We start from the raw sequence: 13,324 nt of genomic DNA, 5'->3' as shown, positions 1-13,324 counted from the left end.
ACGCCGAAGGGTCAATGACGACGGCTGCTGGTGTTACAGCAGCGCGACGACGGCCTTGACTTCGGTGTAGAGTTCGATCGCCTCGTAGCCCATTTCGCGGCCCCAGCCGGACTGCTTGTAGCCGCCGAACGGCAGGGCGACGTCGTTGAAGTTGTGCACGTTGATCCAGACCGTGCCGGCCTTCAGCTTGCGGGCCATCTTGTGCGCCACGCCGATGTCTCGGGTCCAGATCGAGGCGGCGAGGCCGTATTCGGTGGCGTTGCCGTTGCGGGCGATGCGCTCCAGGTCGTCGTCGTTGTAGCGGATCGCGCAGACGACCGGGCCGAAGATTTCCTCGCGGACGACCTTCATTTCCGGCGTCGTCTTGGTCAGGATCGTGGGTTCGACGAAGTAGCCTTCGTTACCGAAGCGCTTGCCGCCGGTGACGACTTCGGCGCCTTGTTCACGGCCGGACGCCAGGAAGCCGGTCACGCGCCGGAACTGTTCGTCGGAAACGAGCGGGCCGATGCGGGTGGCCGGGTCGAGGCCGGGGCCGATCTTCAGCTTGGACGCTTCGTCGGACAGGCCGGTCATGACCTTGTCGAACACGCGTTCATGCACGAACAGGCGGGAGCCGGCGGTGCAGCACTGGCCCATATTGAAGAAGATGCCGTTGGCGGCGCCGGGGATGGCGACGGACAGGTCGGCATCGGGGAAGACGATGGCCGGCGATTTGCCGCCGAGTTCCAGTGAGACTTTCTTCAGGTTGCCGGCGGCGGCCTGGACGATGAGCTTGCCGACCTCGGTGGAGCCGGTGAAGGCGACTTTGTCTACATCGGGGTGGGCGGCCAGGGCGGCGCCGGGGGTGCCGTCGCCGGTGACGACGTTAACGACGCCGGGCGGGAAGCCGGCCTCGGTGATCAACTCACCCAGGCGGATGGCTGTGAGCGGGGTCTGTTCCGCCGGTTTCAGCACGATGGTGCAGCCGGCGGCCAGGGCCGGGGCGATCTTCCATACCGCCATCAGCAGCGGGAAGTTCCAGGGGATGATCTGGCCGACGACGCCGACCGGTTCACGCATCGAATAGGCGTGCCAGTCGCCGGGGGCGGAGATCGAAATGTGTGCGCCGTTTATCTTGGTTGACCAGCCGCCCATGTAACGCAGCAATTCGGCGCCGAACGGCAGATCGACGGCTCTTGCGTCGCGGATCGGCTTGCCGTTGTCGAGCGATTCCAGTTCGGCCAGCTCGTCGGCGTGGGCTTCCAGGATGTCGCCCAGACGCCAGACCATCTTGCCGCGCTCCACGGGCTTGATCTTCGACCAGGGGCCGTCCTCGAAGGCTCGGCGGGCGGCTTTGACGGCGAGGTCAATGTCCTCGGCGCCGCCTTCGGCGACCTGGGCAATTTGCTGGCCGTTGGACGGGTCATACACGGCGAAGGTCTTGCCGGACTTGGCGTCGACCCATTGTCCGTCGATCAGAAGCTTGTGTTTGCGGGCGATAAACGCCTTCGCGCTGCTGCTGAGCCGGCCTTCAGATGTGTTGGCATCCATGGTTCATCCTCCCTCGCTATAGCTGGATAGATATAGCGTCGGGGGTGCGACGGTGTCCAGGTGAGTGAAGGAAGGCCAGGGCTCCGCCCTGGACCCGCCAAGGGGCGAGGCCCCTTGGAACCTTGTATGGGGTATGGGGAGGAGGGCCAACGTCGATGTTGCAACCTCCGAGTTGGCCCTCCTCCCCATACCCCATGAATGGATTTCAAAGGCTCTGCCTTTGACGGGGTCGAGGGGCGGCGCCCCTCGCCTTACTTTACCCCGTCAGGCGGCGTCGCAGCGTAGGGCGGCGCCGGGGCGTTGTTCTGCCTGGTCCAGGGCTGTCAGCATGCGCCGGGTTTCCGGCCATGGCACCGAACCGCCGGCGTGGCCGAGGAGAATGTCCCAGTACTGGTCTGGGACTTTCGGGCCTGGCATGCGCGCTTCGATACGGCGTGCTCTTGCGGCCAGGATCGGGCTGATGCCGGCTTGTTCGTCGGCCCCTTCACATGCGCTGCACATCAGCCGGTGTACTCCACGATGTGCATGCCCTTACCCCAGCGGTCGATGACGTAGAGCAGGCCTCGGTCGTCAACGCCGATGTCGTTGGATTGGACGGCGCGTTCGCCGTCGGCGACGCCGGGGACGAAGCAGCCGATTTCGGTGGGGCGCAGCGGGTCGCTGACATCGACAGCGCGCAGGCCGGCGTTGAAGTAGGTGATGAAGACGATGTTGGCCCAGGGGCCGTCGTCCGTTACGTTTTCAAGGATGTTGTGGGCGCCGAAACGACCGCCTCGGTTGAAGTATTTCTCGCGTTCGGGAAACCAGGTGGAAACGGGCGTGGGATTGGTTTCGTCGCGGATGTCGACGATCCACATGAACTGGCTGTCCCAGTAGTTCTGCTTGCCTCGGGCTTCGTCGGTGACGACCAGATAGGGGCGGTTGCCGATCGGCCAGGCGGTGTGGGTGCAGCCGACGAAGGGCGGCGACCATTTGACGTGGCCGAGGAGTTTCATGTCGGTGAGGTCGGCGCAGTCGATGACAGCCATGCCGCCGCCCCAGAAGGCCGCGAACATACGGTCGCCGCGGATCATCGGCGGGCCGTGCAGCGTGCAGGTGTTGGCACCGGGGACGGGATCGTTGCCGAGTTCGCCGCCCTCGGATTTCTGCCAGGGCAGGCCCCAGATGCTGATGGGTTCGGGCTTCAGGGGGTTCTTGATGTCCATAGTCCAGATCACGCGTTTGTCCCAGCCGGGTGCGTCGGAGGGCATGAAGGCAAGGTGGCGGGTGTTGTCGACACCGAAACGGTGCGGGCCGCTGCCGGGCATGTTGACGAAGCCGACCTGGCGCGGGGTGTGCGGGATGGAGATGTCGAAGATGTAGAAGCCACCTTGGGCGTTGGCGCCTCGATCGCCGGGCAGGCGTTCAGAGTTCACGTAGAGCAGGTTTTCATGCACGTAACGTAACTTGTGCATGTGGATGCCGGGGGGTGCCTTGAATTCCCACACCTTGCGCGGCTTGCGCGGGTCCTGGACGTCGTGGACGGTGAAGCCTTCGACGCCGTCGACGCCGACGGAGCCGACATAGGCGTGGCCGTTGCGGACTTCGACCAGGCTGCCGCAGCCGAAGGCGGCGGACGGATCGTGACCGATCAGTTTGAAGTTCTTTGATTCCTGCTCGATCATGACGGTGTCCCCAGGGAAAGTTGTTTGCGCACCAGTGTGGCGCTCAGCTCGTAATGATTTCGTATTAGCTGGCAGGCCTGGTCGGCGTTGCGTTCGACGGTTGCCTCCATGATGGCGCGATGTTCGTCGATATGGCCAGGGCGGGCGGCGGCGGTGAAGGCGGAGAGGTTGCGATAGCGCTCGAACGCGTCGAACAGTTGTTCGCAGTAGCCGGTCAGCCACGGGGAGCGGCAGGCGGCAACGAGGGCGGCATGGAAGACCTGGTGGGCGGCGTCCCAGGCCTGGTTGCGGGCGTCGTCGATGAAGCGGGGGATGCGGAACAGGCGGTGGAAGCTGACGATCACCTGTTCTTCCCAGGCATCGTCGCCGTGGGCGATGGATTCGCGCAGGCCGATTTCGTTCAGCCAGATGCGGGTGCGGGTCAGGGCGTCCAGGTCGCCGGCGGTCAGCGGCGTTACCACGAAGCCGCGCTGGTCGGATTGGCGGACGAGGCCCTCGCTGGAGAGGCGGCTGAGCGCCTCTCGGATGGGGCTGAGGCCCATGTCGTAGCGCGCGCAGAGCTGGCGCGTGTGCAGGCGGGCGCCGGGGGGGATCTCGACGGCGATGATTTCCCGCCGCAGGCGGCCGTAGGCTGTCGATGCGAGGGTGGTTGATGACATGCGTTGGTGTCCCTTGGAGGGTTGTCGGAATATCGCTCAAAACGGCGATTGGATGCAATGATCGATATTTGGCTTGCCGGCGGTTGGGACGCGTGCTGTTCTGGGGGCGGCTTTGGAAGGGATGAAACTGCATGCTGGCCCGTCGTGGACTGGTTGGTTTGGGCGTCGCCGCGACGTTTGGAGTCGTGCGCGTTCGGGCGGATGGGTATCCGGACAAGCCGATCCGGCTGCTGGTGGCGTTTCCGCCGGGTGGACCGAGCGACGTGCTGTCTCGGATTGTGGGGCAGCAGTTGAATGCGGAGTTGGGGCAGTCGGTGGTGGTGGATAACCGGCCGGGGGCGGGCGGTAACGTGGCGGCGGAGATCGCGGCGAAGCAGCCGGCCGATGGGTATACATTGCTGATGGCTAACAACAGCATCCTGGCGGCGAATGCGTTCCTGTACAAGCGCTTGGGGTTCGATCCGCTGACGGATTTCGCGCCGATCACGCTGATCGGGCGGCAGCCGAATATTTTGGTGGTCAGTCCATCGTTGGGCGTCAGTTCGGTGTCCGAACTGATCGCGCTGGCGAAGGCCAAGCCGGGGCAGTTGAATTTTGGGTCATCGGGTAACGGCACGGCGGCGCATCTGGCGGGGGAATTGTTTCGTTTGAAAGCGGGGATTGATATTGTCCACGTGGCGTATCCCGGTGTCGCGCCGGCGCTGACGGATTTGATGAGCGGGCAGATCCAGATGATGTTCGCGACCTCGGTGGGCGCGATCCCGTTTCTGAAAAGCGGGTCGCTGAAGGCTCTGGCGGTGAGTTCGGCGGTTCGGTCGCCGGCGCTGCCTGATCTGCCGACGATGCAGGAAGCCGGGGTGGCGGATTTCGATGCGACGACGTGGCATGGACTGGTGGCGCCGGCGCATACACCCGGGCCGGTGATCGATCGGTTGAACGCGGCGACGGTGCAGGCGCTGCACCAGCCGGATGTCGCCAAGCGGCTGACGGGGTTGGGGGTGGATGTGGCGGGCGATACGCCGGCGGCGTTCGCGGCTTATATCGAGGCCGAATCGGTCAAGTGGGGCGAGGTGATCAAGCGGGCCGGCGTTCATATCGGATGAAACCGGTGATTCGAGACTCCGGCGGGTTCGTTGCCGGGCTGCTGTTCCTGTCGGTCGGGTTGGGTGCCATCGGTATCGCGAGCGGGTATCGGGTCGGGTCGGCGCTGCATATGGGGCCGGGGTATTTCCCTGTCGTTGTCGGCGTTCTGCTGGTCCTGGTGGGTGCCGCTTCGGTGGTGCGGGCGTTGTCCGTGACCGTGGTGGGCGGGGAACGGGTGGCGCTGCGGCCGGTGCTGGTGATCGGTGCGGCGGTTGCGGTGTTCGCGCTTTCGATCGATCGAATTGGACTGGTGCCGACGGTGTTTATTTCGGCGTTGCTGGCTTGCATGGCCGGGTCGAAGCCCGCGGTCTTGGAATCGTGCGTGATCGCCGCGGTGCTGTCGGTGATGGCGGCGGGGATTTTTCATTACGGCCTGAAATTGCCGTTTTCGTTGTTCTGACATGGATCTTTTTGCTCATCTGGCCACCGGGTTCGGGGTGGCGCTGACGCCGGATAATTTCCTCTATTGTTTGTTGGGGGCGACGTTTGGGACTTTGGTCGGCGTGCTGCCCGGTATCGGGCCGCTGACCACCATCGCGATGCTGCTGCCGCTGACGTTCAAGATGACTCCAGTGGCGTCGCTGATCATGCTGTCCGGGATTTATTACGGTGCGCATCATGCGGGGTCGACGACCGCGATCATGCTGAATACGCCGGGCGATCCGTCGTCGATCGTCATTTGCCTTGATGGGCATCCGATGGCGCGGCAGGGACGGGCGGGACCGGCGCTGTGCATCTCGGCGATCGGGTCGTTTTTCGCCGGCAGTTTCGGCGTGCTGCTGATGGCGTTGTTCTCGCCACCGTTGGCCTCGGTGGCGCTGCGGTTCGCGGCGCCGGAATATACGTCGCTGGTGTTGGTGGCGCTGATCGCGACGGTGGTGCTGGCGCGCGGGCGGTTCCTGCTGAATATCGGGATGTCGCTGCTGGGGCTGCTGCTGGGGACGGTGGGGACCGACATCGAGTCCGGAACGATGCGGTTCACCTTCGCCAGTCCCAACCTGGCGGACGGGATCAATTTCATCATCATCGCCGTGGGGGTGTTCGCGTTCGCGGAGTTGATCGCCAATCTGGGACGCGGGGGATTGGCGCGGACGGCCCCTGCCCCGCTGCGCAGCTTGCTGCCTCAGCGGTCGGACTTGATGGCGTCGTGGAAACCGATCCTGCGCGGTACGGCATTGGGGTCGGCGTTGGGGTTGCTGCCGGGCACGGGGCCGATGGTGAGTTCGTTCGCAGCCTACAGCCTGGAGCGGCAGTTGGCGGCGGATCGCGGCCGGTTCGGCAACGGGGCGATCGAGGGTGTCGCCGGGCCGGAGGCGGCGAACAATGCCGCGGCGATCACGCATTTCATTCCGATGCTGACGCTGGGGATTCCGGCGGGCGCGGCGATGGCGCTGATGTTGGGGGCGATGCTGGTGCAGGGGATCGCGCCGGGGCCTCGGATGATCAGCGAGCATCCGGACGTGTTCTGGGGTCTTTTGGCCAGCATGTGGCTGGGCAATCTGATGCTGCTGGTGCTGAACCTGCCGCTGGTGGGGGTGTGGATCAAGCTGTTGTCGTTGCCATATCGGATTTTGGTGCCGGCGATCCTGATCTTCTGCTGCATCGGCGTGTACAGCGTGAACAACTCGGCGTTCGACGTCATGCTGGCGGCGGGGTTCGGGGTGCTGGGCTACGCGTTCAGCGTGTTGCGCTGCCAGCCTATGCCTCTGATCGTGGGCTTTATCCTGGGTCCGGTGCTGGAACAGAACATGCGTCGGGCGCTGTTGCTGTCTCGGGGGGATTTGGGGGTGTTCGTGACGCGGCCGATCAGTTTGACGCTGCTGGTGATGGCGGTCTGCCTGCTGGGATGGGCCGCGTATTCCATGCGACCAGGGAGAGATGGATGACCGAAGACGTTCCCGCTACCGCGCCGTGGTGCATGGCGGCCGATCCGGATACGCGGCGGCCTGTTATCGTTATGCCGCCTGGGGCGTGCGACACGCATGCGCATATCTGCGGGCCTTTCGGGGTTTATCCGTACGCGGCGGAACGTATCTACACACCGCCGGACGCGACGTGGCCGATGTACCGGCGGATGCTGGATGCGCTGGGGGTGGAGCGGGCGGTGCTGACTCAGCCCAGCGTGTATGGGACTGACAATACCGCGATGGTGGATGTGTTGCGGGCGGGTGGGGAGTCGCTGCGCGGCGTGGCGGTGGTGGAGCCGTCGATCGATGATGCGGCGCTGCGGTCGTTGCATGAGGCGGGGGTGCGCGGGGTGCGGATCAACATCGTCGATCGGCACGAAAATCGCAATGTGATGGTGCTGGAGGAGATCATGCCGCTGGCGCGACGGATTGCTCCGTTGGGGTGGCATATCGAGTTCCTGTTGCAGGCGGATGCGGTGCCGGATTTGGCGGCAGCGTGCCTGCAACTGCCGGTGCCGGTTGTGCTGGGGCATCTGGGGTACGTGCATGCGGATAAGGGTGGCGTGGGGAATGCGGGGTTCCAGTCGTTGCTGCGATTGCTGGATAGCGGGCGGTGCTGGGTGAAGCTGACGGGACCGTATCGGATCTCGGGCCAGGAGTTGCCGTATCGGGATGTGGTGCCGATGGCGCACGCGCTGGTGGCGGCGGCGCCGGAGCGGCTGCTGTGGGGGACGGACTGGCCGCATGTGATGATGAAGAAGCGGATGCCGAACGATGCGGATATTGCCAATCTGTTGTTGGACTGGGTGCCTGGGGTGGCGCAGCGGGAGGCGATTTTGGTGGAGAATCCTCGGCGGTTGTATGGGTTTGCGTGAGGGCTGGCGGGGGGTCTAGGTGGGGCGGTGTCCAATGTGGATCGATCGTTTTGGCGGACGTACGGTGACACGGAGTGCTCGCTGCCGGGAAGCTTCTGATGGCCGGTCGGTGCCGTATCGACGGCGAAGAATTATAACGCAAATGTGCGCAAATAAGGAGGAATGAACGCTCGTTTCTTTGGAAGCGACCTTACAGGCCGTGGATGATGAATACGGATTGATCCGTTCCATGAGGTCATCAGAGCGCTTTGATTTGCTTGCATTTGCGTTTGAAATTCTTTGTTTCCGCGCGGAAGCAGCTCCGATTTTCGCCGTAGGCAGGTCAGCCGACGATTTGGATGCGACGGCCCTCCATGTGGAGCGAACATTCTTGAACGTCGGCTTGGGTCAACACCGCAAGACGTGGGTGGCCGCGCCAAGCACGGCCATGACGCTGTGGTAAAGAGCGTGCCACATTCAACACGCCGATAGAGGGCGTGCCATGCCTGCTGTTTAACATCAGCCGGCGAAAAGACTGTCCGATCGGCACCGTCCTTTTGTCGTCGTGGTGGCGGCGACTTGCTATCCACGCCTTTACTTGGAGAGGCACAAGGCGTGGATGCCGACCTCCGTCGGCATGACGAAGATGCGCCGCCGCTTGGGGGTGTGCTGCCGCTTGGGGGTGTGCTGACGTGGGGTCGGCGCCGGCTGGATCGGCACTTGCCGGGTCTTCACCGGGAAGTGCTTCGTCGTGCGTGCCGGGATACCGTAAAGGCGGTCGTGATGAGTGCCAAGCCAGACGGTTCTCGGGATAGCGGTGGCCCTGTGCGGCGCCATCGATCGGTGGGTGTCCGGGCCGCGGCGGTCATGGCATCCCTTCTGCTGGCGGGTTGCCATGCGGCTGTCCTCGATCCCCAGGGTGTTGTCGGGGTCGCGGACAAGACCATCCTGATCGACTCGCTGGCGATCATGCTGGCCATTGTGGTGCCGACCCTTGCCGCGACCCTCGGTTTCGCCTGGTGGTTCCGAGCGTCGAATGCCAGGGCGCGCTATCTGCCGGATTTTGTCTATTCCGGCCGGCTGGAGCTGATCGTCTGGGGCATTCCGCTTCTTGTGATCACCCTCCTCGGCGGGGTTGCCTGGATCGGCTCGCACGCGCTTGATCCTTATCAGCCGCTTGCCTCCAAAACGCCGCCGCTGGAGGTGCAGGTCGTGTCGCTGGATTGGAAATGGCTGTTCATCTACCCGAAGCAGCAGATCGCGAGCGTCAACGCGCTGGAGGTTCCCGCCGGCGTGCCCATTCACTTCACCTTGACTTCAGCGAGCGTCATGAACGCCTTTTTCATCCCCCAGCTCGGCAGCATGATCTACACGATGAACGGCATGACGACGCAATTGAACCTGCTTGCGGACTCGCCGGGCACCTTTGCCGGGCTGTCCAGCCACTACAGCGGGGACGGGTTTTCGGGCATGCATTTCGCGGTTCACGCGGTGCCGGCGGATCAGTTCACCGCCTGGGTGGAGGCCACCCGCAAGTCCGGTCCGACCCTGGACGCCAGCAGCTATGAAGCGCTGGCCAAACAGAGCATGGACACGGTTCCGTACACTTACCGGGCGGCCGATCCGGGTCTGTTCGAGCAGATCGTCACCCAGAAAGTGCCGCCCGGACCCGGCCCGACCGCCGGTCGGCCTGATGTGACCGTCTCACCACGGACCGGGGGCTGAGCATGCTGGGCAAGCTGACCTGGGCGGCCATCCCGTTCGACCAGCCGATCCCGTTGTTCGCCGCGGCCCTGGTCGGCGTGGTGATCGCCGGGGTGCTCATCCTGGTCGTGCTGAAGGGGTGGTTTCCGTATTTGTGGCGGGAGTGGATCACCAGCGTCGATCACAAGCGCATCGGCGTCATGTACACCTTCCTGGCGATGGTGATGCTGCTGCGGGGCTTTACCGACGCGATCATGATGCGGTCGCAGCAGGCGCTGGCATTCCAAGCGCCTGGCTACCTGCCGCCGGAACATTATGATCAGATCTTCTCGGCGCATGGCACGCTGATGATCTTCTTCGTTGCCATGCCGTTCGTGATCGGGCTGATGAACTTCGCGGTGCCGTTGCAGCTTGGGGTGCGGGACGTTGCGTTTCCGACGTTGAATTCGGTGGGGTTCTGGCTGACCGCCACGGGGGCACTGCTGGTCAACCTGTCGCTGGTGGTCGGTGAGTTCGCCCGCACCGGATGGCTGCCGTATCCGCCGCTGTCGGAGCTGGCGTATTCGCCGGGCGTTGGCGTGGACTATTATCTGTGGTCGCTGGAGATTTCCGGCGTCGGAACACTGCTGTCCGGCGTCAACCTGGTTACCACGGTGTTGAAGATGCATGCGCCGGGCATGCGGTATTTGCGCATGCCGATGTTCTGCTGGACGACACTGGCCGCCAACCTGCTGATCGTCGCCGCGTTCCCCATCCTGACCGCCACGCTGGCGATGCTGCTGCTGGACCGCTACCTCGGATTTCATTTCTTTACCAACACGGCCGGCGGCAACGTGATGATGTTCATGAACCTGATCTGGGCGTGGGGCCATCCGGAGGTCTACATCCTGATCCTGCCGGCGTTCGGCGTATTCTCCGAGGTGATCTCGACGTTTTCGCGCAAGCCGCTGTTCGGCTACCGGTCCATGGTCGCGGCGACGATGGCGATCTGCATCCTGGCGTTCATGGTGTGGCTGCACCACTTCTTCACCATGGGCGCGGGGGCGGACGTGAACGCGATGTTCGGCATTGCCACGATGATCATCGCGGTGCCCACCGGCGTGAAGGTGTTCAACTGGATTTTCACCATGTTCGGCGGCCGGATCGTCTATTCCACGCCGATATTGTGGTCGATCGGCTTCATGGTCACGTTCGTGATCGGCGGCATGACGGGGGTCCTGCTGGCGGTGCCGCCGGCGGATTTCGTGCTGCACAACAGCCTGTTCCTGGTGGCGCATTTCCACAACGTGATCATCGGCGGCGTGCTGTTCGGCGGGTTCGCCGGCTATAGCTACTGGTTTCCGAAAGCGTTCGGCTTCCGGCTGCATGAGGGGCTGGGCAAAGCCGCATTCTGGTGCTGGTTTGTCGGCTTCTACGTCGCTTTCATGCCGCTGTATGTGCTGGGCCTGATGGGCATGACCCGGCGCATGCAGCATTACGACGTGCCCGCATGGCACCCGTGGCTGCTGATCGCGGCTGGCGGGGCGGCGATCATCCTGGCCGGGATCATCCTGCAGATCGCCCAGCTTGTCGTCAGCATCCGCCATCGCGAGGCGCTGCGCGACGAGACCGGCGATCCGTGGAACGGCCGGTCGCTGGAATGGTCGACGCCGTCGCCGCCGCCCGCCTTCAACTTCGCTGTCCTGCCGCATGTCGAGGGGATCGACGCCTATTGGAGCATGAAGCAGGCGCCGCCGAACGCAGAGCCGGACTATGAGGCGATCGAGATGCCGCGGAACAGCCCGACCGGTTTCATTTGTGCCTTTTTCGCCAGTATCATGGGTTTCGCACTGATCTGGCACATCTGGTGGATGGTGGCGGTGGCCTTGGTGGGCGCCTATGCCACGTTCGTCGTCTTCGCGTGGCGGGACCGGGACGAATATACCATTCCGGCCGCGACTGTCGCACGGATCGATCGGGCCAATCGCGGCGCCCGCGAAGCCGCCCTGATCCACGCGCAGGCAGCATCATGAGCGCCGCACAAGCCACCGCCGGCCATGGCGGGCCGCGTCGCACGCACGATGGTTCGGCGTCCAAGCGCATCATTGTCGGGTATGGATTCTGGATTTTCCTGCTCAGCGACATCGTCATGTTCTCGGCCTTCTTCGCGACGTATGCGGTGCTGGTCGGGGCTACGGCCGGGGGGCCGGACGGGCACGACCTGTTCGACGTGCCCAATGTCGGGGTGGAGACGGCCTGCCTGCTGCTGTCCAGCTTCACCTGCGGCCTCGCCAGCATCGGCGCCCGAGCGCGCAACGGGCTGTTGTTCTATGGCGCGATGGCGGTGACGTTCGTGCTTGGCGCGGCGTTCCTCGGGCTGGAGATCCATGAGTTCTCGGGGTTGGCCGCGCGCGGGGACGGGCCGACGCGCAGTGCGTTCCTGTCGGCATTCTTTACCTTGGTCGGCTGCCACGGGCTGCATGTCACCGCCGGGCTGCTGTGGCTGCTGACGATGATGGCGCAGGTCTATGCCAAGGGGTATCGCGCCGACATCCTGCGGCGGATGCTGTGTTTCGGGCTGTTCTGGCACACGCTGGACATCATCTGGGTCGCCTTGTTCAGCGTGGTTTACCTGATGGGAGTCGCGCGATGAGTGCCTCCGAACCGGATACCGCGCCGGGTGACGAGCCGGTCGAGAAACACGAGGCCGAAGGCGTCGGCACCTACCTGATCGGACTGGGCCTCGCGAGCTTGCTGACCGTGGTGTCGTTCTTCATCTCCGGCACCACACTGGTGTGGGGGCCGAGCATTCCGGTCGCGCTGGTGGTTTTGGCGATCGCGCAGATGGGGGTTCACCTGGTTTTCTTCCTGCACATGACGACCGGGCCGGACAACGTCAACAATGTCATGGCGTTGGCGTTCGGCGTGCTGATCGTGTTGCTGGTGCTGACGGGGTCGCTGTGGATCATGGCGCATCTGAACCACAACATGATCCCGATGGATCAGATGATGCAGATGCAGCGGTAACGGCCGGCGGACTCAGCAGCCTCGGACGCGCGATGACAACAGGGGGGCCAGTTCCAGGGCGATGCGGCAGCGGCTCATTGGCTTGGCGGACCTGGCGCGTGGCTGGCGGTGGATGTTGATTGTCAGGATGCCGCCGCCCACCATTGCCATCCGCAGGGTGCCCTGGCGAATGGCCCTCTGGAACAAGGGTTCGGGGCCGTTGATCCCGGTCAGGATTCCCGCGCCGACCCCGGCAACACGGTCACGGTAGTCCTCGGCCAGGTCGACGGTGTGGGAGTGATACCAGCCGACCGCGACGTTCCAGTCGCCATGGGCTTCGACATAGAGGGATCTGAGGTAGCGGGCGGCGTAGTCGGCGTTCGCGGCCGGGTCGAACGCCTGGTCCAGGGAGTTGAAGGCGTCGGGGTGCAGTTGCCAATCCACCTGCATGCAGCCGATATCCATGAACCGCACGCCGCGCCGCAGGCCTTGCCGCGCCCACGCGACCGCGGCTGCCCGACTGTCCAGAAACAGCGCCTGGCCGTCGGCGTCGATCGTCCACGGCCAGGGCCTCACCTGCCCGAGGGAGGCGATCGGCCGGCCGCTTTCCACTTTGGCGATGCTGCCGAGCAGGTTGGGCGGAAGATGGTATTTCGTCTCGGCCGTGGCGATGGCGGCCTGGCATTGGGCGCTTTGGGTGGCCTGCCAGTCGGCTGCCGGGGCGGCCACCGCGACAGGGATGGCAAGCCAGAGCAGACTCAGCAGTGCGAACAGGTGAAGCGGACGACAGCGCATGAAGCGGGGCCCTGGAACGGCGTGTGGCTGACCGCCATGCTGGCTTAGCCGGCCGGCAACTTCCCCCACCAGCGGCTTTCGCG

The 13,324-nt window shown here is 64.3% G+C and carries 15 protein-coding genes; 9 read left to right on the top strand and 6 right to left on the bottom strand.

Annotated elements, in window-relative coordinates; translation table 11 throughout:
* Positions 1–33 precede the first annotated feature (33 nt).
* The 4 genes from GSQ89_RS09365 to GSQ89_RS09350 all read right to left on the bottom strand — a co-directional run bounded on the left by GSQ89_RS09365 (position 34) and on the right by GSQ89_RS09350 (position 3,853).
* Positions 34–1,530, bottom strand: coding sequence for an aldehyde dehydrogenase family protein (locus GSQ89_RS09365; protein ID WP_158924303.1), 1,497 nt, complete (start codon positions 1,528–1,530; stop codon positions 34–36).
* A gap of 264 nt (positions 1,531–1,794) precedes the next feature.
* A complete protein-coding gene (locus GSQ89_RS09360; protein ID WP_158924301.1) occupies positions 1,795–2,031 on the bottom strand; it encodes a hypothetical protein in 237 nt (78 codons plus the stop codon).
* Positions 2,031–3,194, bottom strand: coding sequence for an LVIVD repeat-containing protein (locus GSQ89_RS09355; RefSeq protein WP_158924299.1), 1,164 nt, complete (start codon positions 3,192–3,194; stop codon positions 2,031–2,033). The genes GSQ89_RS09360 and GSQ89_RS09355 overlap by 1 nt, the downstream gene beginning before the upstream one ends.
* Positions 3,191–3,853, bottom strand: coding sequence for a GntR family transcriptional regulator (locus tag GSQ89_RS09350; protein ID WP_158924297.1), 663 nt, complete (start codon positions 3,851–3,853; stop codon positions 3,191–3,193). Before GSQ89_RS09350 ends, GSQ89_RS09355 begins: the two co-directional genes overlap by 4 nt.
* Before the next feature lie 131 nt (positions 3,854–3,984).
* On the opposite strand from GSQ89_RS09350, the gene GSQ89_RS09345 reads away from it, so the two are divergent.
* The 5 genes from GSQ89_RS09345 (at position 3,985) to GSQ89_RS09325 (ending at position 8,220) form a co-directional block, all read left to right on the top strand.
* Complete coding sequence (locus tag GSQ89_RS09345; protein WP_158924295.1) at positions 3,985–4,956, top strand: tripartite tricarboxylate transporter substrate binding protein; 972 nt, start codon at positions 3,985–3,987, stop codon at positions 4,954–4,956.
* 5 nt (positions 4,957–4,961) lie between these two features.
* Complete coding sequence (locus GSQ89_RS09340) at positions 4,962–5,396, top strand: tripartite tricarboxylate transporter TctB family protein (protein WP_158924293.1); 435 nt, start codon at positions 4,962–4,964, stop codon at positions 5,394–5,396.
* A gap of 1 nt (position 5,397) precedes the next feature.
* Complete coding sequence (locus GSQ89_RS09335) at positions 5,398–6,882, top strand: tripartite tricarboxylate transporter permease (protein ID WP_158924291.1); 1,485 nt, start codon at positions 5,398–5,400, stop codon at positions 6,880–6,882.
* Positions 6,879–7,778: an amidohydrolase gene (locus GSQ89_RS09330; RefSeq protein ID WP_254073136.1), complete on the top strand. Its 900-nt coding sequence runs from the start codon at positions 6,879–6,881 to the stop codon at positions 7,776–7,778. The genes GSQ89_RS09335 and GSQ89_RS09330 overlap by 4 nt, the downstream gene beginning before the upstream one ends.
* A gap of 178 nt (positions 7,779–7,956) precedes the next feature.
* Entirely contained in the window at positions 7,957–8,220 is a 264-nt protein-coding gene (locus tag GSQ89_RS09325; RefSeq protein ID WP_158924289.1) for a hypothetical protein, read from the top strand.
* A gap of 131 nt (positions 8,221–8,351) precedes the next feature.
* Here the strand turns inward: GSQ89_RS09325 and GSQ89_RS09320 are convergent, their stop codons facing one another.
* A complete protein-coding gene (locus tag GSQ89_RS09320) occupies positions 8,352–8,492 on the bottom strand; it encodes a hypothetical protein (RefSeq protein ID WP_158924287.1) in 141 nt (46 codons plus the stop codon).
* A 132-nt stretch (positions 8,493–8,624) separates the two neighbouring features.
* Between GSQ89_RS09320 and cyoA the strand changes: the two genes are divergently transcribed.
* The 4 genes from cyoA to cyoD are packed head-to-tail and all read left to right on the top strand — an operon-like array spanning position 8,625 to position 12,467.
* Positions 8,625–9,482 (top strand): ubiquinol oxidase subunit II, encoded by an 858-nt coding sequence (gene cyoA / locus GSQ89_RS09315; RefSeq protein WP_174254839.1) that lies wholly within the window; start codon positions 8,625–8,627, stop codon positions 9,480–9,482.
* A 2-nt stretch (positions 9,483–9,484) separates the two neighbouring features.
* Positions 9,485–11,473, top strand: coding sequence for a cytochrome o ubiquinol oxidase subunit I (cyoB, locus tag GSQ89_RS09310; RefSeq protein WP_158924283.1), 1,989 nt, complete (start codon positions 9,485–9,487; stop codon positions 11,471–11,473).
* On the top strand, positions 11,470–12,093 hold the full coding sequence (gene cyoC / locus GSQ89_RS09305) for a cytochrome o ubiquinol oxidase subunit III (RefSeq protein ID WP_158924282.1): 624 nt from the start codon (positions 11,470–11,472) through the stop codon (positions 12,091–12,093). Before cyoB ends, cyoC begins: the two co-directional genes overlap by 4 nt.
* The gene (cyoD, locus tag GSQ89_RS09300; protein ID WP_158924279.1) at positions 12,090–12,467 is read left to right on the top strand and encodes a cytochrome o ubiquinol oxidase subunit IV; all 378 of its coding nucleotides are present in this window, start codon (positions 12,090–12,092) and stop codon (positions 12,465–12,467) included. The genes cyoC and cyoD overlap by 4 nt, the downstream gene beginning before the upstream one ends.
* Positions 12,468–12,479: 12 nt before the next feature.
* Here cyoD and GSQ89_RS09295 read toward each other — a convergent pair.
* A partial coding sequence (locus tag GSQ89_RS09295) for a transglycosylase SLT domain-containing protein (RefSeq protein WP_216856081.1) occupies positions 12,480–13,324 on the bottom strand: 845 nt, incomplete at its 5' end.

Origin of the sequence: Acidisphaera sp. S103, assembly GCF_009765975.1 — a bacterium.
GTDB lineage: Bacteria > Pseudomonadota > Alphaproteobacteria > Acetobacterales > Acetobacteraceae > Rhodopila.
Note: the sequence above shows the minus strand (reverse complement) of the source record. Positions and strands in the feature narration are given on the sequence as shown.